The sequence below is a fragment of the Bradyrhizobium sp. McL0615 genome (assembly GCF_049993905.1).
Classification (GTDB): domain Bacteria; phylum Pseudomonadota; class Alphaproteobacteria; order Rhizobiales; family Xanthobacteraceae; genus Bradyrhizobium.
The window spans coordinates 4,005,710-4,029,296 of record NZ_CP188254.1 but is presented as its reverse complement, the minus strand read 5'-3'; the positions used below and the strand labels follow the sequence as shown (position 1 = coordinate 4,029,296).

General features: G+C 59.7%; 18 protein-coding genes and 1 tRNA gene. 7 read left to right on the top strand and 12 right to left on the bottom strand.

Annotated features, from left to right (window positions below; translation table 11 throughout):
* Positions 1-575 precede the first annotated feature (575 nt).
* The 3 genes from ACPPVP_RS18950 to ACPPVP_RS18940 all read left to right on the top strand — a co-directional run bounded on the left by ACPPVP_RS18950 (position 576) and on the right by ACPPVP_RS18940 (position 4,759).
* Positions 576-1,922: an IS5 family transposase gene (locus ACPPVP_RS18950; protein ID WP_426527868.1), complete on the top strand. Its 1,347-nt coding sequence runs from the start codon at positions 576-578 to the stop codon at positions 1,920-1,922.
* Positions 1,923-2,398: 476 nt separating this feature from the next.
* Positions 2,399-3,337: an esterase/lipase family protein gene (locus ACPPVP_RS18945; RefSeq protein WP_426536942.1), complete on the top strand. Its 939-nt coding sequence runs from the start codon at positions 2,399-2,401 to the stop codon at positions 3,335-3,337.
* A gap of 318 nt (positions 3,338-3,655) precedes the next feature.
* A complete protein-coding gene (locus tag ACPPVP_RS18940; protein ID WP_426536940.1) occupies positions 3,656-4,759 on the top strand; it encodes a hypothetical protein in 1,104 nt (367 codons plus the stop codon).
* A 104-nt stretch (positions 4,760-4,863) separates the two neighbouring features.
* Here the strand turns inward: ACPPVP_RS18940 and ACPPVP_RS18935 are convergent, their stop codons facing one another.
* A complete protein-coding gene (locus ACPPVP_RS18935; RefSeq protein WP_426536938.1) occupies positions 4,864-6,336 on the bottom strand; it encodes a hypothetical protein in 1,473 nt (490 codons plus the stop codon).
* Positions 6,337-6,683: 347 nt separating this feature from the next.
* Between ACPPVP_RS18935 and ACPPVP_RS18930 the strand changes: the two genes are divergently transcribed.
* Positions 6,684-6,893 (top strand): hypothetical protein, encoded by a 210-nt coding sequence (locus tag ACPPVP_RS18930; RefSeq protein ID WP_426536936.1) that lies wholly within the window; start codon positions 6,684-6,686, stop codon positions 6,891-6,893.
* Between the two features lie 2,561 nt (positions 6,894-9,454).
* On the opposite strand, the gene ACPPVP_RS18925 is transcribed toward ACPPVP_RS18930, so the two are convergent.
* The 5 genes from ACPPVP_RS18925 to ACPPVP_RS18905 all read right to left on the bottom strand — a co-directional run bounded on the left by ACPPVP_RS18925 (position 9,455) and on the right by ACPPVP_RS18905 (position 14,303).
* Complete coding sequence (locus ACPPVP_RS18925) at positions 9,455-12,802, bottom strand: peptidoglycan-binding protein (protein WP_426536934.1); 3,348 nt, start codon at positions 12,800-12,802, stop codon at positions 9,455-9,457.
* A 422-nt stretch (positions 12,803-13,224) separates the two neighbouring features.
* Entirely contained in the window at positions 13,225-13,368 is a 144-nt protein-coding gene (locus ACPPVP_RS18920; protein WP_426536932.1) for a DUF3363 domain-containing protein, read from the bottom strand.
* 32 nt (positions 13,369-13,400) lie between these two features.
* Positions 13,401-13,727 carry a DUF3363 domain-containing protein gene (locus ACPPVP_RS18915; RefSeq protein WP_426537935.1) on the bottom strand — a complete coding sequence of 109 codons (327 nt, stop codon included), beginning with the start codon at positions 13,725-13,727 and terminating at the stop codon, positions 13,401-13,403.
* Positions 13,618-13,932, bottom strand: coding sequence for a DUF3363 domain-containing protein (locus tag ACPPVP_RS18910; RefSeq protein WP_426537933.1), 315 nt, complete (start codon positions 13,930-13,932; stop codon positions 13,618-13,620). The genes ACPPVP_RS18915 and ACPPVP_RS18910 overlap by 110 nt, the downstream gene beginning before the upstream one ends.
* Positions 13,933-14,048: 116 nt before the next feature.
* Complete coding sequence (locus ACPPVP_RS18905) at positions 14,049-14,303, bottom strand: hypothetical protein (RefSeq protein WP_426536930.1); 255 nt, start codon at positions 14,301-14,303, stop codon at positions 14,049-14,051.
* Positions 14,304-15,380: 1,077 nt separating this feature from the next.
* Between ACPPVP_RS18905 and ACPPVP_RS18900 the strand changes: the two genes are divergently transcribed.
* The 3 genes from ACPPVP_RS18900 to ACPPVP_RS18890 all read left to right on the top strand — a co-directional run bounded on the left by ACPPVP_RS18900 (position 15,381) and on the right by ACPPVP_RS18890 (position 17,038).
* The gene (locus ACPPVP_RS18900) at positions 15,381-15,665 is read left to right on the top strand and encodes a hypothetical protein (protein WP_426536928.1); all 285 of its coding nucleotides are present in this window, start codon (positions 15,381-15,383) and stop codon (positions 15,663-15,665) included.
* Positions 15,652-16,833: a hypothetical protein gene (locus ACPPVP_RS18895; RefSeq protein WP_426536926.1), complete on the top strand. Its 1,182-nt coding sequence runs from the start codon at positions 15,652-15,654 to the stop codon at positions 16,831-16,833. The genes ACPPVP_RS18900 and ACPPVP_RS18895 overlap by 14 nt, the downstream gene beginning before the upstream one ends.
* Before the next feature lie 131 nt (positions 16,834-16,964).
* Positions 16,965-17,038, top strand: a tRNA-Gln gene (locus ACPPVP_RS18890).
* A 35-nt stretch (positions 17,039-17,073) separates the two neighbouring features.
* Here the strand turns inward: ACPPVP_RS18890 and ACPPVP_RS18885 are convergent.
* The 6 genes from ACPPVP_RS18885 to ACPPVP_RS18860 all read right to left on the bottom strand — a co-directional run bounded on the left by ACPPVP_RS18885 (position 17,074) and on the right by ACPPVP_RS18860 (position 23,549).
* The gene (locus ACPPVP_RS18885) at positions 17,074-18,282 is read right to left on the bottom strand and encodes a cytochrome P450 (RefSeq protein ID WP_426536924.1); all 1,209 of its coding nucleotides are present in this window, start codon (positions 18,280-18,282) and stop codon (positions 17,074-17,076) included.
* A 330-nt stretch (positions 18,283-18,612) separates the two neighbouring features.
* Complete coding sequence (locus ACPPVP_RS18880; RefSeq protein ID WP_426536922.1) at positions 18,613-19,947, bottom strand: serine hydrolase domain-containing protein; 1,335 nt, start codon at positions 19,945-19,947, stop codon at positions 18,613-18,615.
* Positions 19,948-20,183: 236 nt separating this feature from the next.
* Entirely contained in the window at positions 20,184-21,134 is a 951-nt protein-coding gene (locus ACPPVP_RS18875; RefSeq protein WP_426536920.1) for a catechol 2,3-dioxygenase, read from the bottom strand.
* 147 nt (positions 21,135-21,281) lie between these two features.
* Positions 21,282-22,127, bottom strand: coding sequence for a hypothetical protein (locus ACPPVP_RS18870; protein WP_426536918.1), 846 nt, complete (start codon positions 22,125-22,127; stop codon positions 21,282-21,284).
* A 7-nt stretch (positions 22,128-22,134) separates the two neighbouring features.
* A complete protein-coding gene (locus tag ACPPVP_RS18865; RefSeq protein WP_426536916.1) occupies positions 22,135-22,827 on the bottom strand; it encodes a 4-carboxy-4-hydroxy-2-oxoadipate aldolase/oxaloacetate decarboxylase in 693 nt (230 codons plus the stop codon).
* Positions 22,824-23,549, bottom strand: coding sequence for a PIG-L deacetylase family protein (locus tag ACPPVP_RS18860; protein ID WP_214487132.1), 726 nt, complete (start codon positions 23,547-23,549; stop codon positions 22,824-22,826). Before ACPPVP_RS18860 ends, ACPPVP_RS18865 begins: the two co-directional genes overlap by 4 nt.
* Positions 23,550-23,587: the final 38 nt, after the last annotated feature.

Genomic DNA, 23,587 nt, shown 5'->3' with positions numbered 1-23,587 from the left:
GAACTACGGAAGCGGAAAGTTGGATCAGCGCCCGATCCTGTACTTCATAAGCGCACGTCGACTGGGGGTGCAGGTTGGGAACTTATTTTCACTTTATAACTTGAGCGGCACTTTGTTCGGAAGGCACGTTATCCGTCGTCAACATGCTGGCAATTCTAGCTGGTCGGCGAGGTCGCTCGCCGCGATAGCCAGATATCGCCGGACGGCTCTTTACCTTTGACTTTGTACCGATCTGGGCGACGTTGGAAGAAACCGCTTGGAAAGGACTGGTAAGAAATGAAAAAGCCTGCAAGAGGCGGCTAATTCGTTGATCTCATTTAGAAATCTTGGTTGCGGGGATAGGATTAGAACCTATGACCTTCAGGTTATGAGACCGATGGAACATGTCGCAAGTAGTTGATTTTATTTAGTCGTCCGTGAACAACGGCTAAGCGGCTGATCTGGAATCATGATCTGGTTTGAAGGTTGATTTGAGATTGCAAGGTTTTGGTGCTTTGGGCACCGGAACCTTGCAAATTCGATTTTGGATTCCCTCGAAGAGCGAAGCATGATTCCCTGTCGTATCGGAGGGACCGATGCGGCCGAAGAAGCACAAGTCGACGGGATCCAACGATCTGTTCCGGGCGCGGTTGGACCAGATCATTAATCTGAAGCACGAGCTGGTTCTGCTTGCCGGCAACATCGATTGGGACTGGATCGACGGCGAGATCGCGCCGCTCTACAGCGAGAACGGCCGGCCGGGGATTGAGACCCGCTTCATGATCGGGCTGTTGTTGCTCAAGCACATCTACGGGCTGTCCGATGAGGGGGTGTGTGAGCGCTGGGTCCACGACCCGTATTTCCAGTTCTTCACCGGCGAAGAGTTCTTCCAGCACGCATTCCCGCACGAGCGCTCGGACCTGAGCCATTGGCGCAAGCGGCTTGGCGACAGACTGGAGCTGTTGTTGGCCGAGAGCCTTCGGGTGGCGCACGAGACCGGCGCGTTACGCGGCAAAGACCTCAAGCGGGTCACGGTCGATACCACGGTGCAGCCGAAGGCCATCACCTTTCCGACCGATGCCAAGCTGCTGCATGCGGCCATCAAGGGGCTCAACCGCCTCGCGACCAGGCACGGGGTGCGGCTGCGGCAAACCTATTGTCGCGTCGCCAAGGCCGCAGCGATGATGGCGGGCCGCTACGCCCATGCCAAACAGTTCAGGCGGCATCAGCGGCAGTTGCGTATCCTGCGCTCCAGGCTGGGCCGGATCATCCGCGACATCCGCCGCAAGATCGAGGGCCAGCCAGCACTGGAGGAGACGTTCGCCCTCCCGCTTGGCCGGGCCACGCAGATCCGCTCGCAGCAGCAGCGCCAGCGCGGCTGGAAGCTTTATTCCTTCCATGCCCCTGAGGTGGAGTGCATCGGCAAAGGCAAGGCCGCGGCGCCTTACGAGTTCGGAGTGAAGGCCTCCATCGTCACCAACAACCGCCGGGCTCCCGGTGGCCTGTTCGTGCTGCACGCCAGGGCACTGCCCGATAACCCCTACGACGGTCACACCTTGCGGGACATCATTGATCGCACCGAAACACTCACCGGCTGTCCGATCGAGCGCGCCTATGTTGACAAGGGATACCGCGGCCACAACGCGCAAAATCCCCGTCGCGTCTTCATCTCCGGCCAGAAGCGCGGCGTCTTTGGTGTCATCAAGCGCGAGTTGCGCCGCCGCTCCGCCATCGAGCCCATCATCGGACACCTGAAGGCCGAAGGTCACCTCGGCCGCTGCTACCTCAAAGGCCGCGCCGGCGATGCCGCAAACGTCATCCTCTCAGCCGTGGGCCACAATTTCCGACGTATCCTCGCCTGGCTGAAGACCCTTTGGTGCCTCATCTTCACAGCCCTAATCGCGGTCGTCAGCCTCCAGCCCGCGCTTAAATCAGCTTCTTAACGGACGACTATTTATACAAATCACCACCTAAATATTTTGTGCTAGCGTTTGTGCTAAAATTCGAAGAAATCTGCGTTTTTGATAGGCATCCCGTCCTGGGGCAAAAACCGTCTTTTTCGTTTGCACAGAAGTGGGCAAACGATAACGGACGTCCCCTCCAGGAATAATAGTGGCACCTTCCTGAAAATCGGATCGTTCGCTGCAGTATCCTTGATCACTATACCCGCCAGGAAGGCATCCATGTCCTCCTTCGTAATCTCTATGGTGGTCGTCTGGTGAGACCGGCAAGCACCGCGGGGTAACTACTCCATCATTTCACTATTTCTTCGCGCCCACCTCTATCAGCGTAAGGCGGCCTCCACCGGCTCCACGGGAGGCGCACGCTCCAAACCGCGGCCGGAGGGGGTTGATTGTTTCAATTCTTAACGCCAAAGTTGCTACTGTTCTGCGCTTCTTCTTGCGGACGGGAGGCAGCAATGGCTCATCAGACATCGAGAAGACGATCCACTTCGGTGCCCCAAGTGGCGCCCTCTTCACTGCATCACGTCATTCAGCATTATCCTCAGACCACATTGAGATGGGTGACAGACGAACAATGGATGCCAAGAAGCCAAGTAGTGTTGTCTCGTCAAAAACAACCTCATGACGCGATCCTATTCATACACGGTTTTGGCGGTGACGCTGGCAGAACTTGGGAGAATTTCCCCCAAGTAGCTGCGATGTCGTCCGGTGCCTCCCGAGCAGACCTTTTTTTCCTGCATTACCCGAGCCTAACGCCTCAAGTTCCCTTTTGCGCGGCGCAGCTTCTCAGTTTTCTGATTGATGTCACGCACGATCCAGTTAGCCGTATCATTAACCCATCTCTTCCTAACAGCGCGCCAAAGCGTGCGAAAGAAATGCGTTACAGGAGGATCTTCATCGTCGCCCATTCGATGGGTGCCGTGATTTCCCGGCGAGCAATTATGGATCTTGGCCAAGCATCAGATGGGTTCACTGATGTTGAAATGCGAAAATTCACACTTCTATTCTTTGCCCCCGCACATGCTGGATCATCCATACCTCGTCTAATTGCTTCCGGATTCAACCTTAACTTTCCTTGTGCAGAACTGATCGGATCGTTGGCCTCAGTTTGTTTTCAGTCGCTCCGTGATCTTGAAGTCGGGAGTCCATTCCTTGTAAAACTCGCAAACGATTGCCGAGAGCTGCGAGAGGCGCGCACAAAGCGCCACGCACCGATCAATCACCTTCGAGCGCTAGTCTATCACGCCCAAAACGATCGCGTAGTTAGCCAGAACGGCTTCGATCAAGACCCGCCCTTTAAGCCAATTATGAATAAAAACCATCGAAGTATCTGCAAGCCGAACGAAAGCTATTGCGAGCCGATCGAGGCATTGCATGCCCTCCTCGCCCAATAATTCTCGTCGCAGGTCGCGGCAAGCGACCACCGCTGATGGCTGGTTCACAGCTGTCGCACTTGAACGCATTGCAGAATGCGTAGCCGGTGATCTTCCCAGTGCCGACAGGACTACATCAAGCATTGTCGATCGATATCTGCGGAGCGATCCGGTCGGCGAGTATTCGGATTTGGACGTTCAGGATTTCATTGCCCACGCGCACGTGATCAACTTGAGCATATTCGGTTCTATATATTTGCAGGCCTCATAGAACTTGCGACTGCCAGCGGGTATGTCGATCTCAACTATTGGCCACATCTGGCCCCGTTTAGAAAAGCCTTGGAACAATTTGAAGCGTCACTAGCATCTGCCGAAGGGACCCCTGATCTTACTCTGATGCGGGACTTGATATCTCGCCTTAAACTAGGACAACTCCGAATACCTGATTTGGACAAGACGGTGTTCTGTGCATTCGCATCCTATCTGCATCTTACGAGCGCTGTTCAGATGGATCCGTCGTTCCATGACTTTGTTTGGGAAACCAGCAGCATTGACCCGCAGTGGCCTAACGTAGATCTCTCATTTCTTCTTTCGCCGCGGCATTTTAGTCAGGCTTTGGGCAACGGTACAGTTGCCGGGATACCTGCAGCGGGCGTCAGGAATGGACTCATTGCACTGGATTATTTTCGCTGGATCACGGAGATACTGGACCGCGTCCGGCACAATTCGAACATTTCCGATAAGATTGTTCGTCACGCAAGCTGGTCGCACCACCTTTTGCGGGTGCGTGAAAGAATTGCAATGTGGACCAGCAGGATGGGTGAGTGGGTTGAACCAGCCAGCGAACCAGGACGGCTCGCCGATGGAACCGAGGAGGAGTGGTTGGCCTTGCGACCATCGCAGCCCGAACTACAGCGGCTCGATCTCGCCACAGACCGCAGTGTGCAAGTATTAGTTGGCTTTGAGCCGCAGCCCTCGCTACGGCGTGAGGAAGAGATCTCCGCAGAAGCAGATCAGCTCATTTCTGAAGGACGCAACGGTGCCGCAAAGCAGGTTCTGCGAGCAGAAATCACCAAGGTCGACAGGGTACTTAGGGAATCCGGGATGGCGGAGCCGGAGCCGGAGCCGCCTGAGGCCTATGGTGAGGCACCAGTCCCCACAGTTCAGGAAGCAGGCCTAAGAGAAGTCCTTACATCGCGACTAGTTCATTATTGCACTAAATTGGCGGAACTCGGTGACATCGATGCTGCTGCCGTATTTCTCGTAAGACATGACTTCGCTGAGATGTTTAGTGCAGAGCATCGCGACACGAGAAGCGCTCATGCCCTGCTGGCACAAGCGCGCGAAGCGGCACAAAGTGACATCGCCGCCGTGCCCGGGGACCCGACAGTAGCTCGGCGACACGGGAGTAGCGTATCCCAAAGGGCGACGGAGGAACACTAGCGCCTAGTCACTCGCGGCGTCGCATATGCGCCGGCACCCGCGGCTCCGCCACCTCGGCCGGTCGCAGGTCTACCTCGTTCATACCACTACCAGATCACGCCAACTCAAACGCGAACGGCTATCCAATCGCAAATTGCCTTGATTGCATTTCTGTCTTCAAGCGCCGACGAATGAAGTAACCGAAGGACACTGGGCGATGTGCTGCCGCTAACCGCACGATGCCCAGGAATTATATTCACGACTTCAACGTTTCCCAAAGGCGTACCCTCAATGGACGGAAGACTCAAAAAAGATCCGAGCGTCAGGCCAGGTCCTATCGCGGCTGCGCAAATAATGCTTACGAGTATCGCCAATGGCGCAAGCATTGCAGCGAAAAAAAACACCACAGGCAGCAAACACAATCCGATAAAGAGCAAGAAAAATACTGGAGAAAAATCGAGAATCAATAACGTTCCGGTTATCGCCATGACGATCGCAATTGGCAAGAACGACCACACGAACCAGCGTGGATAATATTGAACAACGTCGAATACGGCAGACCACACAATGAAATGAGTTGCTAACATTGAAATTACCAACACCGTCGTCCAAGTGCGAAGCAGCCACGCACCTAATGGGCCGGTCAAAGCATGAGTGACGACGCCTTCACGAACCCACGCCGGCAAACGAAGCAAGCGAGTTTTCACAGACACCCTTGCCACCCGAGAGAAACGGACTGCAAGAAGGAAAATTGACATCTGAATTCGCGCGATGGCCATCAGCGTCGTCAGCAGCAGCGTTGCCTCATCGCTCGGGGTCCGAACAATCAATGCACTTGTCGTAGTTGCGTCATTTGCAAGAAATCTATTCAACCGCCGCGCCGTGCGCTGTAGTCGATCTCCGGCAAGAGCAATTGGAAAAGACACGATAACCAATGTAAAAAATGCAAGGAAGAAATCGAGACCGTCCCGCCAGCTCAAGCCCGCCTCAGTATCGCCGGGTAGGTTGCCGTGTATAAAACCGAAGAGCATAAGCCAGGCTATGAAGAGAAGTATCTTCATTGCTAATTCAATCGCATAACTCAGCTGTTTGAAGGACATGACAGGCAAAAATACTAGATAGGGGGTTGATATGCTGACCATCCCAGAAATAGCACGGCTAGTCATGCCAGACTGAACCGCATCCAGAGCAACGTTACCCCCGTGGCTATGAGCCACAATAAAGTGCTTCGCGTAAGGCTGCCCTCGTCTGATCCTGCGAATATGTTTGATCAGGATGGAAGCTCCGTGCCGTCGCGAGGTGAGTGTGTTCCACCCTGTCCATTGTATTGTCCTAATTTCCATTCGCTTCCCGGCGAGCTTCTGGCGGAGCGCATGTGCAAGCGCTGAGTTGGTTGACAGTGCGCCACCGCCCGGCGTGAAAGTTCCGTGTACAAATGTGACTACTACTTCAGCACCCGAAGAGCCGACGGCTCCATCTTCAATCGGACCGCGTTTTCTGAGTCGCGCCCAATGCAGTAAATGCAAGCCGAGAATCGCCAATAAAATGAATGAAGCCTGTGCGATCAGCGCAAGCATGATGTAGAGCAAAATCGTCAAGCGCGCGCTCCTAAAGGCCGTGGTCGCAGCTAGATACTTTACACCTTCCCCGAGTATTTGAGCCATGCTTGGGATTGGAGATCCTGCCAATCCATTGGTGACAACGCGGGTGCTGACCATCATGCGGGCAGACGAGCGGCACGAGCAATGGCCAAGGCTAGTTCGGCGAACTGCGCCCGGAGAGGGAATGGGGAACCCGCATGCATTGCTGGGTAGGCGCTTAACCACCTCTCGCAGACTTTAGCCACAGTGGACGAGCAGAGGGCGGCCATTTTGTCTTGATGCGTCCGGAGGAAGCGCGCCAACGTGTCATTCGGCTTGCAATATTTGAACGCCGATTGACACGCATGCTCGAGTGGGCAGCGATCAACTACTCCGGCGTCACCTACAACAATGAAGGCGATCGGGCGCGCCACATGGCCGACTATGTGCGATCTCACGCCGATACGTTCAACCCGCGCTGGACCCTCGACCACGCCCGCGCCGAAGAACACGAATGGCACGCCGAACTGGCTAGAAACAAACCAGTTATCCTAGCGGATCGCGGGGTCGATTAGCCGGCCGACAAAGCCGGTTAACGCTGGCAACCAGGCTTTAGGGCGACCAGCAACCACTTGAGTTTCACGCAGGCGCCTAACACTCACATTCCCTCAAAATGACCTGACACGGATGGAGCGAGGCAAACTCGGACGCGTTGGCGGTCCATTTTGCGTGCGCCGCATGAGAGAATGGCCGCATTACCGACGGATCTGTCCTAGGATATTTCAGGCCACGGAGCGCAACGCGCCCCGCTTCGGCCATGGGTTCCCACTCCTGCGTAGCTGGCGTAGACAGCGCTGCAGCCAACATGCCGCCCGTTAGGCTGGTTTCTTGTAGGCCTTGGCCGCCGTCGCTGCTGCGTCCGCCCCAATGTCGGTTCCGAAAGCCCAAAACAATACGGCTGCGAAATCCGCAGGCGTGCCGATCCATTTGTCGGCGAACAGAAAATATCCCGCGCCCACGATCACGACGCCGAACAAAGCTGTTTGCAGGAAACCCGCCGTTTCAGTGATACCCCGGTTTCTCGCCCGAATGAGCTGGATCGCAGAAGCATCCGGCTCGACGGCGGCGGGATAGGCGACAGACACCATGGGCGCAGCGGGGACTGCGTTGGGCGCCTGGATCGTCGGTGTCGTCGCTTCCGCGACGACTTGTCCCGAGTCCATCTGGGGCACCGGACCCTTTACCTCGCCTTCACCGACCGCGCCGCGCGGGCGAACGAGCTCCGCAACCTTGGTCACGGCGTCGATGACCTTGTTTTCCTTAAGCAACGTCTCGATCTGCGTCCGTGCGGCATCATCGGACACTTGCGCCTGCAACGCCGCACGCAGCCCTTCCGCAAGCGGCACCCCCGCAGCCGAGAGCGCCGCAACGTCCGGACCTTCCGCAGCGAGACCTTGCAGGGCCGCAGCAAACGCCTTCGCGGATACGATCCAATTATCCCAGTCCGGCCGTTTCGGCAGTGGCTTGCCGCTCAGAATTTGCTCGAGATGGACTATCTGCTGCGTGACGGCGCTCGAAACGGAGTCCCGGAATTGCTGTAATGCGTAGATATTGCTGTGGAGCGCGTCGAACGCATCCTTCAGGGGCTTGGTGTCTGAGGTGGTATCGTCGTTAAGCTTCTTGAGAGCATCGCGAACAGGATCGACGATCGCCTTGAGCTTTGCGCGCAGTTCATCTGTCCCCGCAAGCCCGAAGGCAGGTCCGATGAGATCGATGACGCCGCTCAAGTCGCCTGCCGCTTTGACCCATTTACCCCCTTCGTCAACGGTCGTCTGTTTGACAGCCGACCGCACCGAGTCGAAGTCCGCTTGCGCGGCCGTGACGTTGTTGAACGCAGCGTCGCTATTCAGTTTGGCGTCGATGTTGCTGCGTGCGTTTTCCAGCGAGTTCTTGATCGCCTGTGGCAGATGGTAGCTCGCTCGCACGACCGCGCTAAATCCGGCGATGGTCTGCCTGAGGTCGGATCGACTCTTCGCTAGTGCGTTCCGCGCATCCTGGAACTTGGTTTGCGCGGTATCGGTTGCTTGCTTGATCTCATCCACCTTCTTTTTGCGCACTGCCGCCAGCGCGTCAGCTCGCGCGGCTTTTGCGGCCGTCTGGAAGGTGGGATCCTTGTCCTGGGCCAGTGTTTGGTCGATCAAAGCCAGCAGATCGTAGCACCTGTCTTTCTCCTGGCTAACCGCGAGAAAATTGGCAAGGCCGGTCCGCGCGCCATAGCCCAGCGCAAGGCCTATGAGCATCGGCACAAAGAGCCATACGACCCAGATGCGGGAGCGGACTTCAAAATTGAAGGTGACGGGGTCGGCGAGCTGGTCGGCGCTGAGGACGAGCTTGCCCTTGGCGGTGCCGAGCGGAAACGAGCCATCCAGCGCGTAGTCGCGCCCGAGCAAAATGAGCCCGTTTTGGCCGAGGCCGACATCGGCGAGATTGGCGCTCTTCGGCTTGATCCGTCCGGCGGGATCGGCGCCGGCATCGGTCTGACCTTTCTGGTCCAGCTTCAGATGGGTGAGCCAACCTTTTTGGCTCGTCTCCCAAATCTGCGGCTGATTGGCGGTCAGTGCTTCGCCGAACGCGCTTGGCTTGGCCCACTCGCTGACGACGACGAGGGTGTCGAGCGGGTCAAGGCGCGAGGCCGGCACCGCGAGCACGAGATCGCGACTGACCGGAGCAGCGCCCGCCAGTTTCAGGGTGAACCGGTATTGGCCCTGCGGAATCGCACCGTTAGTCAGTACAACGGTGACGAGTTTTGCAAAGGATGTCGGTGCTTTGGGCTGGGCCTGACCAGCAGGCGTCGACGGCTTGTCGGCGTCGACCTGCGACGCCGGGACCGGCGGCGTCGCCTCCTGCATTTCAAAGCGCTTGGAGAGCACGGGCTTGATGATGGGATCAGACGAACTCAGCGTCGCGTCGGTATATTTTTCGGCCGGAAGCACGATCTCCGCCTCGTAGCCCGTATGGGTCGGCTTCAGGTTGATGGTCGCGCCGGCCACCGGGAGCCCGTCGGAATCCTGTACTGTGCCTTCCGCAAAGGCGGGGCTGGCCAGGAGCAGCAAGACAAACAGCAGCGATCGCATCTTCATTTCCCAATTTTGAGATGAATATCGGCCCCGCCGAGAGCCTGAAACACGAATGCGAGCGGGTTGCCCGCCACCAGCAGCCTTCGCCGGAAAGCGCTGATGGCGGCCCCGAGCTTTTCCTTCTTCCAAAGCGAGAGGGTGATGTCCTGGGCAAAGCGTGTCAGCAGTCGGGAGAAGGCAACAACCTCGGTGCCGGCGATGCCGGCGGCACGCGCACTGTTGAACGCCGTCCCGAATCCGACGAGGCTGCCGAGATCCACGAGTGCCGTCTGACATCCCATCAGCAGGACCAGTGTCCGGGGCTGGTCCCAAGTCTTCTCAAGCACGCGATCGGTGATTTCGCCGGGAAGCAGCCAGCCGCCCTTGGGCAGCACAATCCGCGGACCAATGGGCTGGTCACGGATCGGCTTGGTTTCGAGATGTCCGAGCACCACAAGCAACGCCGGACGCTCTGCGTCCTTCCAAAGAAGGTCGAGCAGCACATCGCCGGACGTCACAGGAGCATAGCTCTTGCCCATTTCCTTTTCGAATATCTGTCCCATCTCGTCTGTATGGGGCTCGGGCGCGTCCACGGCCACGCGCACAGCGCCGTCGCTGCTTGTCCGCACGATTTCGGCCACGGCATCGACGCCGCTGCCGGACCCGATCAACTCCTCGACGACGTGACGCACGCCCCAAAAGCCGTTGATGCAGTAGACTTTATCTCCGCGCCTGTGGCCGCAAGCGACCTCTTTACCATCCGCATCTACCTTTACTCCCCGGCAGACTTCGGGAACGGGCGCGCCTTCGATGGGAGTGGGAAGTGTGAAGTCGTAGATTGCCGCCCATGGCAGAACGAAATTGGGATCGAAGCGGACGACCTGAATCGTTTCTCCTTCCGAATCTGCGAGTTTGCGGAGCGATAGAAGAAGATCCGGGCGCCCCAGCAACGCGCGGTGCAGCTCGTGTCCATAGTCGGCGAATTGCGCAGCATATTTGTGGAAATCTGGCGAGATCCCATCACTAGGGTCTGGGTAGGTCGAAAATCTGGCCTGGCCTGGGCTGATGAAGGTGGCCTGCTGCAGCAGGTCCCGAAACTTGGTCACCTGGTCCTGGAGCAGCTGTTGCGGCAAGGAGAACTCGGCGGTACCGCCGATCGCTTTGACGAACAGGCCGTGAGTTGCGCTGCCGTTGGCGTTGAGACCGATCGACAAGCCGCGCGGAGCGAGCGCAGTCAGGTTCTTGAAGTTTGCTGTTCGGCTGAACTCAAGCAGGAAGCGGGCTCGCGGGCGGTCTGCCTGCTCGCTTGAGCCGGCGACGACGCCACCGAACACAAACGACTGGACCAGGTGATTTTGATGATAGATTCCGACGCGAAATTGCGCCGGCCCTGGTTGCTCGGGGGCGGCGATTTCGAAGTAGATTTGCTTCGACGCCCCTTCGCTGGGCAGAAAAAGCGGCCTGGTGGTGGGGCCAACGACGGCAAAGTCCTTGCCGAAGATGGCGACCTCAAGCTCATGGCCGGATTGGGATTCGGTAAGCAATGGTGCAATCGGCGGCGGCGGTTCGGGCAGAAGGCTCTCGGGTAGGCGCTCGCCGATGTGAACGCGAACGCAGTAGTGGGCTTGTGCCAGCAGCGCTTCCTCTTCGGTTACTGCCGCCGAGCTCCCGTCCATCTTAAGCAGGGCCAGATCGACACGGCGGTCTTCAGTCTTGCTGTATCCACGCCATCGACTCAGCACTCTTCCAGCGGCAGCGACGCTGCGAACCGCCCAATCGCCAATCCTTGCCAAAGCAGATGGCGCTGGCGTGGCGGTCTGGCCGAGAATGACACTGAGCAGCTTGATGACCTGCCCCAACTGATCGTTTGACGTGGGTGGGGCAGATCCCGGATTTTGGCCGACGTTGGGCGGAGCGCCCGACTGAATCTGCGTACGCAGGTCTTCGATCCGAAGGAGAGCCCGGATTACCTCGGCTGGCACTTGCGGCTGTGGCGCGAACTGCAACCATGGCTGCGCCCATTTCTCGAGTTTGCCCAGAACGCCCCAAGCGCCCATAGCAAGGAAAAGCGGCAGCGCGACCTGGCCCAGTCCGGGCACCGCACCGACGATCGGCGCCAGCATCTTGATCAATGCGCCGCCTTGCGCGACGGCGCCTGCATCGGTCGGCACGTTCATGAGCAAGGCGGTCAGAAGGCTGCCGCCGATCCCGAGCGCCGACTTCTTCCCGTTGAGGAGATTGCCGATGGTGTCGCCAAGCGCGCCATTGACCTGCCCGAGCGCAGGCGTGCGGTCCCGGCTGAGAAGGACATTGAGCACCTTCATCACCTGGCTCAACTGGTCGTTGGCCGGGGCAGGCAGCTGAGCAGGCGTTTGGCCAACGTTAAGCGCTAGTAATCTCTGCAGCAGCATGGCCGGATCGGTCGATCGTAGATTTGAGTTGCCCGACTGGATCTGGGTCAGCACGTTTTCGATTCGCTGAAGAACGCCGGCCACATCCGCTGGCACCGGGAGTTGTGGTTGCTGCTGTTGCGGCGGCTGTGGCTGTTGTTGCAGCGGCGCCGGCGCAGCCATCTTGAGGATGGCCGCGATCGTCGCGGCGCCGAGGAGGCCGTTCGCCGGCGTCAAGTTGTTTTGCTGTTGGAATAGCGCAACTGCCGTCATGGTCTTGGGACCCATGACGCCGTCTTCAGCCAACGCAGGGCTGGCGCCAAGCGCGTTGAGCGCCCGCTGGACGACGAGGACGTCTTTTGCCCGCTCATCATCCGGCTCGCTGAAGCCAAGGGCCGGAGGTGCGTCAAACTTGATCGACGAATCGAGACCCGTCAGCGCTTTGAGGATGACGGCCGTGCCGAGTTGAGTATCGACCACGCCCGGATCGAACACGCCATTGTATCTTCCGCCCTTGGCCTCGGGCGGACCATAGAGTGTCGATCCCCCGTAGAGGTAGGGCGAATTAACTCCGTGGCTTTGATAGCCGAATCCGTTGAGGCCCTCCAACCGGAATAGTATCCGGGCGATGCTCCAGTCGCTGGCGCCGACAAGACCTTGAATCCTGAGCGCATCGACGGCGCCGTTGACAAAACTGGGGAAGGGACCCCGGCCCCTGGGGACCTCGGTCGTGACCCGATCAAGCGGCTGACCGTTGCCCAGATAGGTGTTGAAGTCGAAGTCCGATTCCCGGAAGTGGCAGAGCCCGATGAAATACCAGGGTACGCCTGTCTTTGCCTCGATCTGCTGATAGGTATCCTTGCCGTTCAGCAATCGCGCAGCTGTCTTTTTCGCCTGAGCAACAATGCGTGGTCGGATTTGCAGATTAGCCCAGTTGCGGTTGTAACCATCCTCCAAAGACTGGAAAGTAAACGGCATCGGCAATCCGTAGACCTGTGACGAGCGGCCACAGAGTATCGCAACTTAAGCGCTAACGCCAGACGTCTAGCTTCCCTATATTCTTGGCCAATTGATCGCGCTGATTCTAAAGGCTCGCCCAGCCTGCCGCATCCTCTGTTGATCGCCACGAATAGCAGGGTTTGTTTCAGCCCTTACCCGGGCCGCGCCGGCTGCTTCAAGCGCCTGCCTGATCCGACCGGGTCTGACCCAATGCCGGGATCGTGCGGGATGTGAAGCGCGATGCTCCCTCCTTGCCTGCACGACGAGCCCAGCGCCGGGGCCGCCGCCGGCCTGTCAAGGCCGCCAGCCGCGAAGCGGGAGCGCGACACGCGCCCGCCTTGACAGGGCGGCGGCGGTCCGGCCCAAACGAGGGTAGCAGGCGCGCCTTCATCAGGGCTGCATTACAGGCTCAGCCCCCGGTTTCTTCCAAAGGTCCACTCGATGCCACCGTCGTCGCGCATAAGTCCGCCGATATGCTGGCCGATGCGCTTCTCAAGGAGCGGTAGCCAGGGCACGAGCTGAACGCCGAGCCCGTTGTCGATCATTGCAAACCGCCCGCTGACGAGGCTGGCGTAGGTTAGGCCGCGCTCTCTCGCCATCTGATGGCCACGCGCTCAACCTCCCGTCGCTCAAGAGTCGCCACCGTGTCCACGGGGACGCGAACGTTGCCATCCTTAGCGGTCGCAATGCCCATCTCGACAAGTCGCCGAGCCCGACGGCTGATGGCTTTGTTGACCTCTCTGCCAAAGCCGCTGTCCCTGATTTCCGAGCGGTCCTCGGCAATAATCTGCCGGTCAAGCCAAGTCGCACCATCGCTGACAATCTGCCGGTCGAGACCGATGGCCGAGAGCGGCCGTATTCTCAGCCCGTCGCCGACTCTGGCTGAGGTCGTAGGCCTGCCCAAGCTCGACGATATCTTTTGGGACCTTCCAATGATCGGCGTCAATTCGCTCGACAAAGCCCGCCCGCCGCAGTGCTTCCAGGCGGCGGACGTGTGAGCGCACGAAAGCTTCGGGGTCCTTGCCCTGCCGCTCAAAGCTGTCGCGGATACGCTCCAGGTGCCGGCTCGGCCGGTAGGTGCCGGTGCGCTCCTCAACATTGCTGGCGATATTGCGATCGGCAGGTCTTGGACCGGAGACGATACTGGGGCCGCTTCGACGATCATGTCTCGCCCGACCTCCTCGATCCGGGTCGGGTCTTTGAACTCCATGAATGAGTTCGCGCCCTAGTGACGCCGTGCGCTGCTGGTGAGCGGATCGGATTTGTCGTTCAATATCTTCAGTACCTCGCCCCAGTTCAGTCCGAGCGTTTTGATCGACTTTTCGTCAATCGCGCAATTCACGACCGCCGCCTCGCCTTCGGCCGCCTTCAAGGCCGACTGGATGGCCTGCTCCGGATCGCTGATTGCAACGGCATACATTTCGTGGCCGATTTCATCGTCATCCTTGGTGATCGAGACCGTCACCATCCATCCCGCCATGTGTGAACCCCGTTTCTTCCTGCGCTCGCTCTAGTCTGACGGAAATCGAGCGCCGTGTTGACTTGGCGACGTTCCACTGAAGTGAGCATACGTTAGATATCATTTTGCCAACGGCGCGCTGCGCGGATCGCTTTCGCAGCTTCCCGGTGAGACAGCGCAGCCGGCGCAGCAAAGTTCGTCGACGGCTACGCGGGCCGTGATCTGCCTCTACTTGTGGCGTTCGCCATCGATCTGCGATCACAATTGAGTCATCGCGCCCCGGCCACCCTCGTCGATTTTACGCCGCGACTTTCCTCCTGCCGCTTCCACGACGCTTCCACGAGCGAAATTTCCAACCGTGTTCAGCGCAGCAAAAAGCCCTCGAAAACGACGCGTTCTCAAGGGCTTAAAACTTGGTTGCGGGGATAGGATTTGAACCTATGACCTTCAGGTTATGAGCCTGACGGGTTTGCTGGACGCCGTCGATAGCGATCCCCCTTGCACCATCGAGACACACAGAGCGCGCAGAACCGCATAGCGGTCTGGTTGCAGGTTCGAGTGCTTTTTTCCGAACCAACAACGAAATCGACAGCCGTCCAGAGCCCTGTTGCGGTCGCGGTGGGCTCTTGCCCCAAGTATCGGGAAAGCGCCTTCATTGTTAGAGCGGGCTGCGTGCATCGCCCCTTACGCCGAAAAAATCCGACAATCAAAAACCGCGGGCAGCTTCTCTCCTTTTTGTTCGCCGTGGCACCCAATCGTACGATGAGTTTATAGCCGCCGTTCCACTCTAGGCGTCACCTGAGCATGATGCTCGGGATGATCAACACGTCCGACATCTTCTCGATTAGCGAAAACGCAAGTGCATGTACCTCGTCCGGTCGCAGGTGACCTGAGCGCGATCGCTAGGGACAACTCCTCGCCAAATTTGCGTCTACAAGGATGCGAGAGACACCTACGACTCCGCAGTTTTCCCTTACATCTATCGCTGGACAGGATGGGCCGCAAAGGCCAGCCCTGCGCGGTGCTGGTGCGCGACAAGATGACAATCATGCCAAGGCCGCCGAAAGGTGGCCAACCCTCCGGTAAGCTCGAATGACAATGCGCAAGAAGGACAACTTGCTTCGGGGCGATAGGACGCCGGCCTATGTCGACCGGGAAACCGGAGCGGCCGAATTGCTAATTTCGACGGACACTTGGGATCAATGGGTGAAGGAGGGTCGCCTGCCCTCACCGTGCGACACGTTCCCTTCGGGCACCCCCCGCTGGCGCTGGGAAGACGTAGACCGTAAGCTGTCCAGTAAGAAGGCGGCGGACACCGATGCGGCCGTATTGGGGGCAGCGAACTTTGGCAAGAAAAAGGGAATCCGGCGTGACGCTGCCTGAGGGCGTTGAGAAGACCAGCGTTCGCAAGCCGAACGGCAAGGTCTACACGTACTATTATTGGAATCCCGGACGCGGCACCGATCGCGAGGGAGAGCGCATCAAACTACCGAACGCCGACACTCAGCCGGTGGCATTTTGGGCCGAAGTCGAGCGTCGTAAAACATCGGAACCGACAACATATCCGCCGGGCTCCATCGGCGATCTCATTGCGCGCTACCGCCGCAGCGACGAGTTCACGCGACTATCGGAAGGCACCCGATCGAATTACGAAGTGACCATGCGTCGCTTCGAGTCGCATGATACCTGGGGCATGGTGGGCGTCAAAGACCTGACGCCGCTCGCAGCTCAAACTGCGCGCGATGCCATGAAGGAAACGCCGGTGATGGCAAACCAGATGCTGTCGGTCGGGCGCACGATCTGGGATTGGGCCATCCCCCTCGACCTCGCTAAAATCAATCCCTTCGACAAGGTGAAGGACTTCGACATCCCCGATCGCGGGCATGTGCCGTGGCCGTCCTGGGTGATCGATCTCGTTCGCGCGCACGCGTGGCCAGACCTGGTCCGCATGACGCGGCTCGGGGTTATGACCTGCCAGCGCGGAAGCGATCTGATCCGCATGGGTCCGGAGCATCGCGATCGCAACGGCCTATGGTGCCGGCCAAAGAAAACCCGCAAGCGCCGGCGCGCCTTCCACATTCCGCTTGCCACTGCCGACGCGCTCGAACTCGACCGCTGGGCGGAAACGCCGGTGACGTTCACGAACTCCCGCTGGCTGAAGCCGATCGATCGTTTCCGCGAGGACCTGTATCTCTACTCTCCCAAGGGCGCGCAATACACGGCCGACGGTCTTCGCGCGCGCTGGGGGCGATGGCTCTCCGATACCCCCGAAGGCCGCGTCATCTGCCGCCGCTGGAAAGAATGGGTTGGCGCCCAGGTCAAGAAATACGATTGGGACATCGATCCTGATGACGCCGACCATCCGACCATCCATGGGCTGCGCGGGACCGGAATCCTCGCCCGCTCCGAGGAAGGCTATGAGGTCGACCAGATCGCCAACGATATCGGCATGTCCCGCCAGAACGTCGAGCATTACATGCGGTTCCGCGATCAGATGAAGGTTGGCGCCGACGGCCAAAAGCGGCTTCGTCTTGTGAACAAGGAGGACTGAGCCCAACAAAGGAAGACTAGACCGCGAACGCAGGCCCGGCTATATGGGCCCTGCAAATCGCCGGGTTTGCAAAACTCCTGGCCCTGATTGCAAAACTTCCCAAGAAAGTTGTGCGAAATCAGCGTCTTAGGTGGGGAATGGTGTAACGGTAGCACAACAGACTCTGACTCTGTTTGTCTAGGTTCGAATCCTAGTTCCCCAGCCAGCTTTCTCGCCGCCTTCCCTCACCCGCCGCCCCTGTCAAATACCCGCCACCACGGGCAGCTCCGCGATCATGCGAATACCCGGCCGCCTCCGCCATCGAACCTGCGAAGGCGCGACCGCGAGTTGAAGCCTGGGCCAGCGCGTGAACAGCGCCTGCAGCGCGCAGATCGCCTCGATGCGCGCGAGCTGGTGGCCGAGGCAGAAATGGATGCCCGTCCCGAACGCGAGATGCCGGTTCGGCCGCCGCTCCAGATCGAGGCGTTCAGGACATTCGTTCGCCTGCGCATCCAGATTGGCGGCGACGATCATCGCCATCACCCGGTCGCCCTTCTTCAATTTTACGCCGTCAAGATCGACGTCATGGCGCACATAACGTGGCTTGGAGAATTGCACCGGCGAGACGAAGCGCAAAAATTCCTCGACCGCCAGCCCGGCGCGGCTCCAGTCCGCTGCGAGCCAGTCGCGGCGGGCCGTATCCTTCAGCAATTCAAACACCGATCCGCTGATCAGATGCGTCGTGGTCTCGGAACCGGCGCCAAGCAGCAGAAACACCATCGAGACCATCTCGTCTGGCGTGATGCGGCCGCCTTCCTTCTCGACCCGCACCAGTTCGGCGATCAATCCTTCGCCACCTTGTTCGCGGGCCACCTGCAGACGCCCCTGCAGATAGCGGCGCATCCTGAACAGCCCGCCGATCAGCCGCAGAAAGCTGAATGCATTGGTGAGGTGCGTCAGGGAATTAGCCCATGCGATGAATTTCGGCCGGTCGGCCGGTGGCAGGCCGAGCAATTCGCAAATGACAGATAGCGGCAGTATCCGCGCATACCGCTGCACCAGATCGGCCGGGCTGCCATCGCCGAACAATTCATCGGCAAGGCGATCGGCGATGGCACGGATGTGCGGCTCCATGTCGAGCACGGCGCGGCGTCGGAACGCCTCATCGACGATGTTGCGCAGGCGTGTGTGGTCCGGCTCGTCCATCGTCAACATGTTGTTGGCGACCGTTCCGATCACTTTCGGCATCCACCAGGGCAGCCCGACCAGCGCGCCACCTTCCTTGCGCAGCGTGAACAGCGTGCCGTCCTTCAACACCCGCGCCGCCGCCTCGTAGGTCGTGGTGACCCAGACGCGGCCGACGATCGGGAATTTCGTCGCGACGGCAGGGCCGATCGCGCGCAGTTGCGCGACGCCGGCCTGCGGATCACGAAAAAACGCCTCGCTGGTGAAATCCACATGCTGCACCATCGACCACCTCGCAACGCCGTTCACGCCGTCGCATCAAGATGGTGCGCGGCGCCAGCGGTGCAAGGTTGCTATCACCGGTCGCAGTTCCTTCTGTCGCAGCCGTGCAGGCAGAATGACAACCGCCGACGTCTTCCTCACACCGGCGCCCTGCCATGGGTGTAAAACGACGCGATCGTCTTCGCTTGTTTGTGCCGCTAGCGACATTTTTGTATCGCGAGAAACAGAGCGCCTTTTGGCGACCAGTAGTCCCCGGTCTCATTGACTGATTGAGAAGCGAGGCAGCGAAGCCGCTACCTCGCTTTTTGCGACGGCAGGCAGGGTGTGACGACTTCAGTCCACGAGTGCCTGATAGACGAGCGACTTGAACATCTTGCGGTAATACGCGCGTATCGGGCTCGGCGCCTGTGTCATGTAGACACCGACGATCTCTTCCTTGGGATCTATCCAGAAGTAAGTGCCGGCGTAACCAGCCCACATGAACTCGCCCGCGGAGCCGGGCACGCCGGCAATCCCATCACTCTGGCGTACTGCAAAGCCAAGGCCGAATGTATAGCCCGGCGTACCCAACAGAAGCTCACCCGGCTGCAAGGGTGCCGCGACGCGCGTGCCGAGATGGTCTGAGGTCATCAACTTGATGGTGGAGCGGCTCATCACCCGGGCTCCGTCGAGTTCGCCGCCATTCAACAACATCTGTCCGAACCGCAAATAATCATTGGCGGTTGAAAGGCCTCCGGCGCCGCCGGAATCGTTCCCCGGCTCCGCAGAGACATCGAGTACGCTTACCTTCTGGCCCGACGCCGGGTCGACCGGGAATGGTTGCGCGAGGCGCGGCATCTTTGACGCAGGAAGCCAAAAACCCGTGTCCACCATCTTGAGCGGCGTGAACATCCGCTCATCCAGAAAGACGGCAAGCCGCTTGCCCGACGCAGCCTCGACGACACGGCCGAGAATATCGACAGCCATGCTGTATTCCCACATCGTGCCGGGCTGGTGAATCAACGGTGCCTTGGCGATGCGCTCGACCTGCTCGGCCGGCGTCATGCCGCGGGAGTCGTATTCGTGCACGCCCGGCTGGGAGAACTTGGCCTCGACATAGGCCGCCTTCACCGGCTCGTTCTTGGTGATCTCCGCATAGGCGAGACCCGCGCTATGCCGCAAGAGGTCCTGCACGGTGATCGGCTTTGCCGCCGGTACGTTGGTGTAGGTGGCCTTGCCGTCGGGCCCGGGGGCCGCCACGCTGACTTGCATGTCTTTGAAAGCCGGCAGGAATTTGGAGATGGGATCGGTGAGCTGGATGACGCCGTCCTCGACCAGCATCATGGCCGCCACCGAGACAAGCGGCTTGGTCATGGAGTAAATGCGGAAGATCGAGTCAGGCTTCATCGGCGTATTCGCGCCCTTGTCCTGGAAGCCGATGGCGTCCGAATAGACGATCTTCCCCTTGCGGGCGACCATGACGACTGCTCCTGGCAACTTGCCGTCGGCGATCTCCTTCTTCAGCACCGTGGCAATGCGCCCAAGGCGCTCGGCTGACATGCCCACCTGTTCAGGGGCTGCCGTGGCGAGAGGCTGAAGTTCGCGTGCAAAGACCGGTAGCGACACTGTCGTGACGACCACCGTCGTAGCCAATGCCATCGTCGCGGCTAATATTTTCCACCTAGACATGACGTTCCTCCCTGACCGTTTTTTGCGAGGACCGAGTTTGCTCGATCCGGCAGCGACCTTATCGGACATCGTCGCTTTGGGATATGCTTCCGGATGTCGGACAAGCCCGCGTAGGGCGGGTTCTCCTTAAGCCGCCATCTCGCATGGAGCGGCGGGTTAAAGAGAACCCGCCCTACGCAGCTGAGCATCGCGATGGTGCAGGGATTGCGCGCTCCAGCCCGATCAGGCCCCGCCGCTCACACCGGCGGCGTCCCGTGGGTATGAAACGACTCGATCGTCTTCAACCCCCAGGCCTGGCCCTTCTTGCGCTCCTCCTCGGTCCAGACGATCGGCTTCCAGTCGGGCGCGAGGATCAGGCGGGCGCCGGCGTTGGCGACTTCGACGCGGTTGCCGCCAGGCTCCCAGACATAAAGGAAGAATGTCTGCTGGATCGCGTGCTTGTGCGGGCCGGTTTCGATGTGGACGCCGTTTTCAAGGAAGATGTCGGCAGCGCGAAGAATCTCCTCGCGGCTGTCGAGCGCGTAGGTGACGTGATGGAAGCGGCCGGCCTTGCCGTAATGATCGCGGGTATAGGCAAAATCGTAGCTCTTGTTTGACATCGTCATCCACATCGCCGCTTCCGTGCCGTCGTTGAGCACGATCTGCTCGGTGGTGCGCAGGCCGAGATAATTCTCGAAGAAGAGACGGTTGGCCTTGATGTCCACCGCAAGACAATTGAGGTGGTCGAGCCGGCGGACATTGACGCCGCGCGCCGGAAACCGCTGCGCCTGGTTCTTCAGCGCCGGCTTGAGTTCGGGCGGCGGTTGATACCATTCGGTCTCGTAATAGAGTTCGACGATATGGCCATCGGGGTCGCGGCAGCGGAACGCCGGCCCCTGCCCCATGTCGCCGTCAACCCAGCCGATGTCGAAGCCCGAGCCCTTCAGCGCGGCGACGCGGCGCTCCAGCGCCTGCGGGCTGCGCGCCCGTAGCGCCATGTGCTCCATGCCCGAGGTTTTCGAGGCCGTCAGCTTGAGCGAATAACGCTCGTAATCGTCCCAGCCGCGCAGATAGACCGACTCGCCCTCCTGGCCGCTGACCGTCATGCCCATGACGTCGACGAAGAATTTCAGGCTCTCGTCTGGCTTTGGGGTCAGCATTTCCATATGGCCGAGATGGGCGAGATCGAAGATCGGCTCGGGGGTCATAGTGTTGCTCCTGATCGCTAAAATTCTCGGATCGTCATACCCCGCGAAGGCGGGGTATCCAGTACGCCGCGGCTTCTCGGTCGAGCACGAACGCCTCTGGAATACTGGATCGCCCGCCTTCGCGGGCGATGACGGCAGTGCGGATGGCTACCAAAGCGCCCGCGTCACGTCGTCGAATAGTTCATCCACCGCTAACGCGCGCGGAATGAGCTTTTGCTGCGCGGAGTAATCGGTAATCAGCTCCAGCGAACGCTGCATCTCGCCTCGGTCAAAACGCGGTGCAGCGGATGACGTGGCGGCAGATTCGGCGAGCATCCGATGAACCTCCCGCACCACTTCCGGATGCTGATCGGACAACGTCCGGCTCACCACCACCATGTGGTTGATCGGCACCACCCCGTGTTTCTCGAACCAGACCTTCTCCTCCGCGGCGACGTCGGCAAACAGCGGCCTCAAATCCGGATGGTCCGATTTCTCGCCCAGCACCGCATCGAGCTCTCCGTCGATCAGCATCTGGACAATTTGCTTGCCCGCGCCTGCCCGCTTGGTCGTATCGACGAATTCGGCGACATGGGCGTCCTCGAACGTCACCCAGTCGATCGAGTCGAGATCGACGCCGTAATCATTGGCGAGAATGCCGCGCAGCCATGCGCCGGTCGTGGTGGTGAAGGAGCGGATGCCGACGCGCTTGCCGTTGAGGTCGCGCGGCGCGAGCTTTCCCGCCTTCGCATTGTAAAGCGCATGGCCATGCTGGAACCGCGCCAGCACGACATCCGGCAGCAGCACCATCGGCTTCTCGAACGACTTCGCCATCAGATAGGTGACGATCGCCATCTCCGAAACGTCGAACGCCGCTTCGCGTACCATGGGCTTGAAGCCCTTGTTGGTCGGCGAATACGGCACGAAATCGAACTCGACCAGATCCGACCTAACGGACCTATTCTTGAGCGCGGCCGTGCCAGGATGGTCGCCGAGCAAGGTCTTGAGGCGCATCGCCACCTCAGTCTTCCTCCAACTGGTCGACATAAACGAGACCCGCCTTCGCCAGCGGCTCGCGCATCTTGTATATGTCGAGGCCGAGCACGCCGGCCGCCAACTGCTTGCGCTTACCGTCTTCGTCGGCGACGCGTTTCTCGCCCTTGGCGACGACGTCGGCCGCGTCCTTGCGCCCGATCACTACAACGCCGTCATCGTCGGCGACGACGGCGTCGCCAGGCACCACATTGATGCCGGCGCAGACCACGGGCACGTTGACCGCACCCAGCGTCGCCTTCACCGTGCCCTTGGCCGAGATCGCCTTCGACCACACCGGAAAGCCCATTTCACGCAGCGCTTTGGCGTCGCGAACGCCGGCGTCGATGACCAGCCCCTTGACGCCACGCGCCATCAGCGAGGTCGCTAGCAGATCGCCGAACATGCCGTCGGTATTATCCGTCGTGCATCCGACCACCAGGATGTCGCCGGGCTGGCACTGCTCGACCGCGACATGGATCATCCAGTTGTCGCCGGGCTGTGCCAGCACGGTCAGGGCGGTGCCTGATGTCTCGGCTCCGCTCCAGACCGGGCGCAGATAGGGCTTCATCAGCCCGAAGCGGCCATAGGCCTCGTGCGCGGTGGCGACGCCGAGCGTCCCAAGCCGTTTCACCAGGTCGGCATCAGTGCGCTTGATGTTGCGGACGACGACGGTCTTCATGCCAGTTCCTCCATCGCCATCGGGAACAGTCGCTGATAGGCCTCGCCATAGGTCATGGGCTTGCCGGTATTGCGGCCGCCCTGCACGCCGCGCTGCAGCGCCACCCGCTCATAATAGGCCCACAGGTGTTTTTGCGCGGCGAGAATTTCAAACGTCTTACGCTTGATCTCCCAGACCTCGTCGATGTTGAGGATCACCTGCGGCTTGAAATTGCACATCTCGGGCTGGTGCGGCTCGAACAGAAACACCGGCGGCGCGGAATAGGTGTATTTGGCGCCGGGCTTGTGGCCCATCGCCTGTGCGACGACGCGGGTTTCCTGCGCAAAGTGCGCGGCGTTCGGATGATCGAAATTATAGGGGTCTTCCAGCGCATGCGTCAGCACGAAGGACGGATTGAGCTCGCGGTAGATGTCGACCATGCGGTCGAAATGCGCCTCCGTCAGCCGCAGCGGATAGTCGCCGGCGTCGAAGAATTCGATCTCCGCACCGAGCATTTCCGCGGCCCGCTGCGCCTCGTCGCGCCGGCCAGCTTTGACCTTCTCCATCGTCGCGCCCGCTTCCTTCCAGGCAAACTGGCTTTCCCCGCGCTCGCCAAAGGACAGGCAGGCGATCTTGACGCGATAACCTTTCTTCACATGCAGCGCGATCGCGCCGCCCGCGCGCCAAACGAAATCGCCGGGATGCGCGGTGACCACCAGGCCCGTTTTGCCAGCATTGCTCATGATCGGGATTTCCTTCTTGGCTTGTTGCACGTGGTGGG

Excerpts from the sequence above, each read along its gene's own strand:
- ACPPVP_RS18950 (WP_426527868.1), top strand. The coding sequence starts at position 576 with ATGCGGCCGAAGAAGCACAAGTCGACGGGATCCAACGATCTGTTCCGG.
- ACPPVP_RS18945 (WP_426536942.1), top strand. The coding sequence starts at position 2,399 with ATGGCTCATCAGACATCGAGAAGACGATCCACTTCGGTGCCCCAAGTG.
- ACPPVP_RS18930 (WP_426536936.1), top strand. The coding sequence starts at position 6,684 with ATGCTCGAGTGGGCAGCGATCAACTACTCCGGCGTCACCTACAACAAT.
- ACPPVP_RS18925 (WP_426536934.1), bottom strand. The coding sequence starts at position 12,802 with ATGCCGTTTACTTTCCAGTCTTTGGAGGATGGTTACAACCGCAACTGG.
- ACPPVP_RS18920 (WP_426536932.1), bottom strand. The coding sequence starts at position 13,368 with ATGATCGACAACGGGCTCGGCGTTCAGCTCGTGCCCTGGCTACCGCTC.
- ACPPVP_RS18905 (WP_426536930.1), bottom strand. The coding sequence starts at position 14,303 with ATGGCGGGATGGATGGTGACGGTCTCGATCACCAAGGATGACGATGAA.
- ACPPVP_RS18900 (WP_426536928.1), top strand. The coding sequence starts at position 15,381 with ATGCGCAAGAAGGACAACTTGCTTCGGGGCGATAGGACGCCGGCCTAT.
- ACPPVP_RS18885 (WP_426536924.1), bottom strand. The coding sequence starts at position 18,282 with ATGGTGCAGCATGTGGATTTCACCAGCGAGGCGTTTTTTCGTGATCCG.
- ACPPVP_RS18880 (WP_426536922.1), bottom strand. The coding sequence starts at position 19,947 with ATGTCTAGGTGGAAAATATTAGCCGCGACGATGGCATTGGCTACGACG.
- ACPPVP_RS18875 (WP_426536920.1), bottom strand. The coding sequence starts at position 21,134 with ATGACCCCCGAGCCGATCTTCGATCTCGCCCATCTCGGCCATATGGAA.
- ACPPVP_RS18870 (WP_426536918.1), bottom strand. The coding sequence starts at position 22,127 with ATGCGCCTCAAGACCTTGCTCGGCGACCATCCTGGCACGGCCGCGCTC.
- ACPPVP_RS18865 (WP_426536916.1), bottom strand. The coding sequence starts at position 22,827 with ATGAAGACCGTCGTCGTCCGCAACATCAAGCGCACTGATGCCGACCTG.
- ACPPVP_RS18860 (WP_214487132.1), bottom strand. The coding sequence starts at position 23,549 with ATGAGCAATGCTGGCAAAACGGGCCTGGTGGTCACCGCGCATCCCGGC.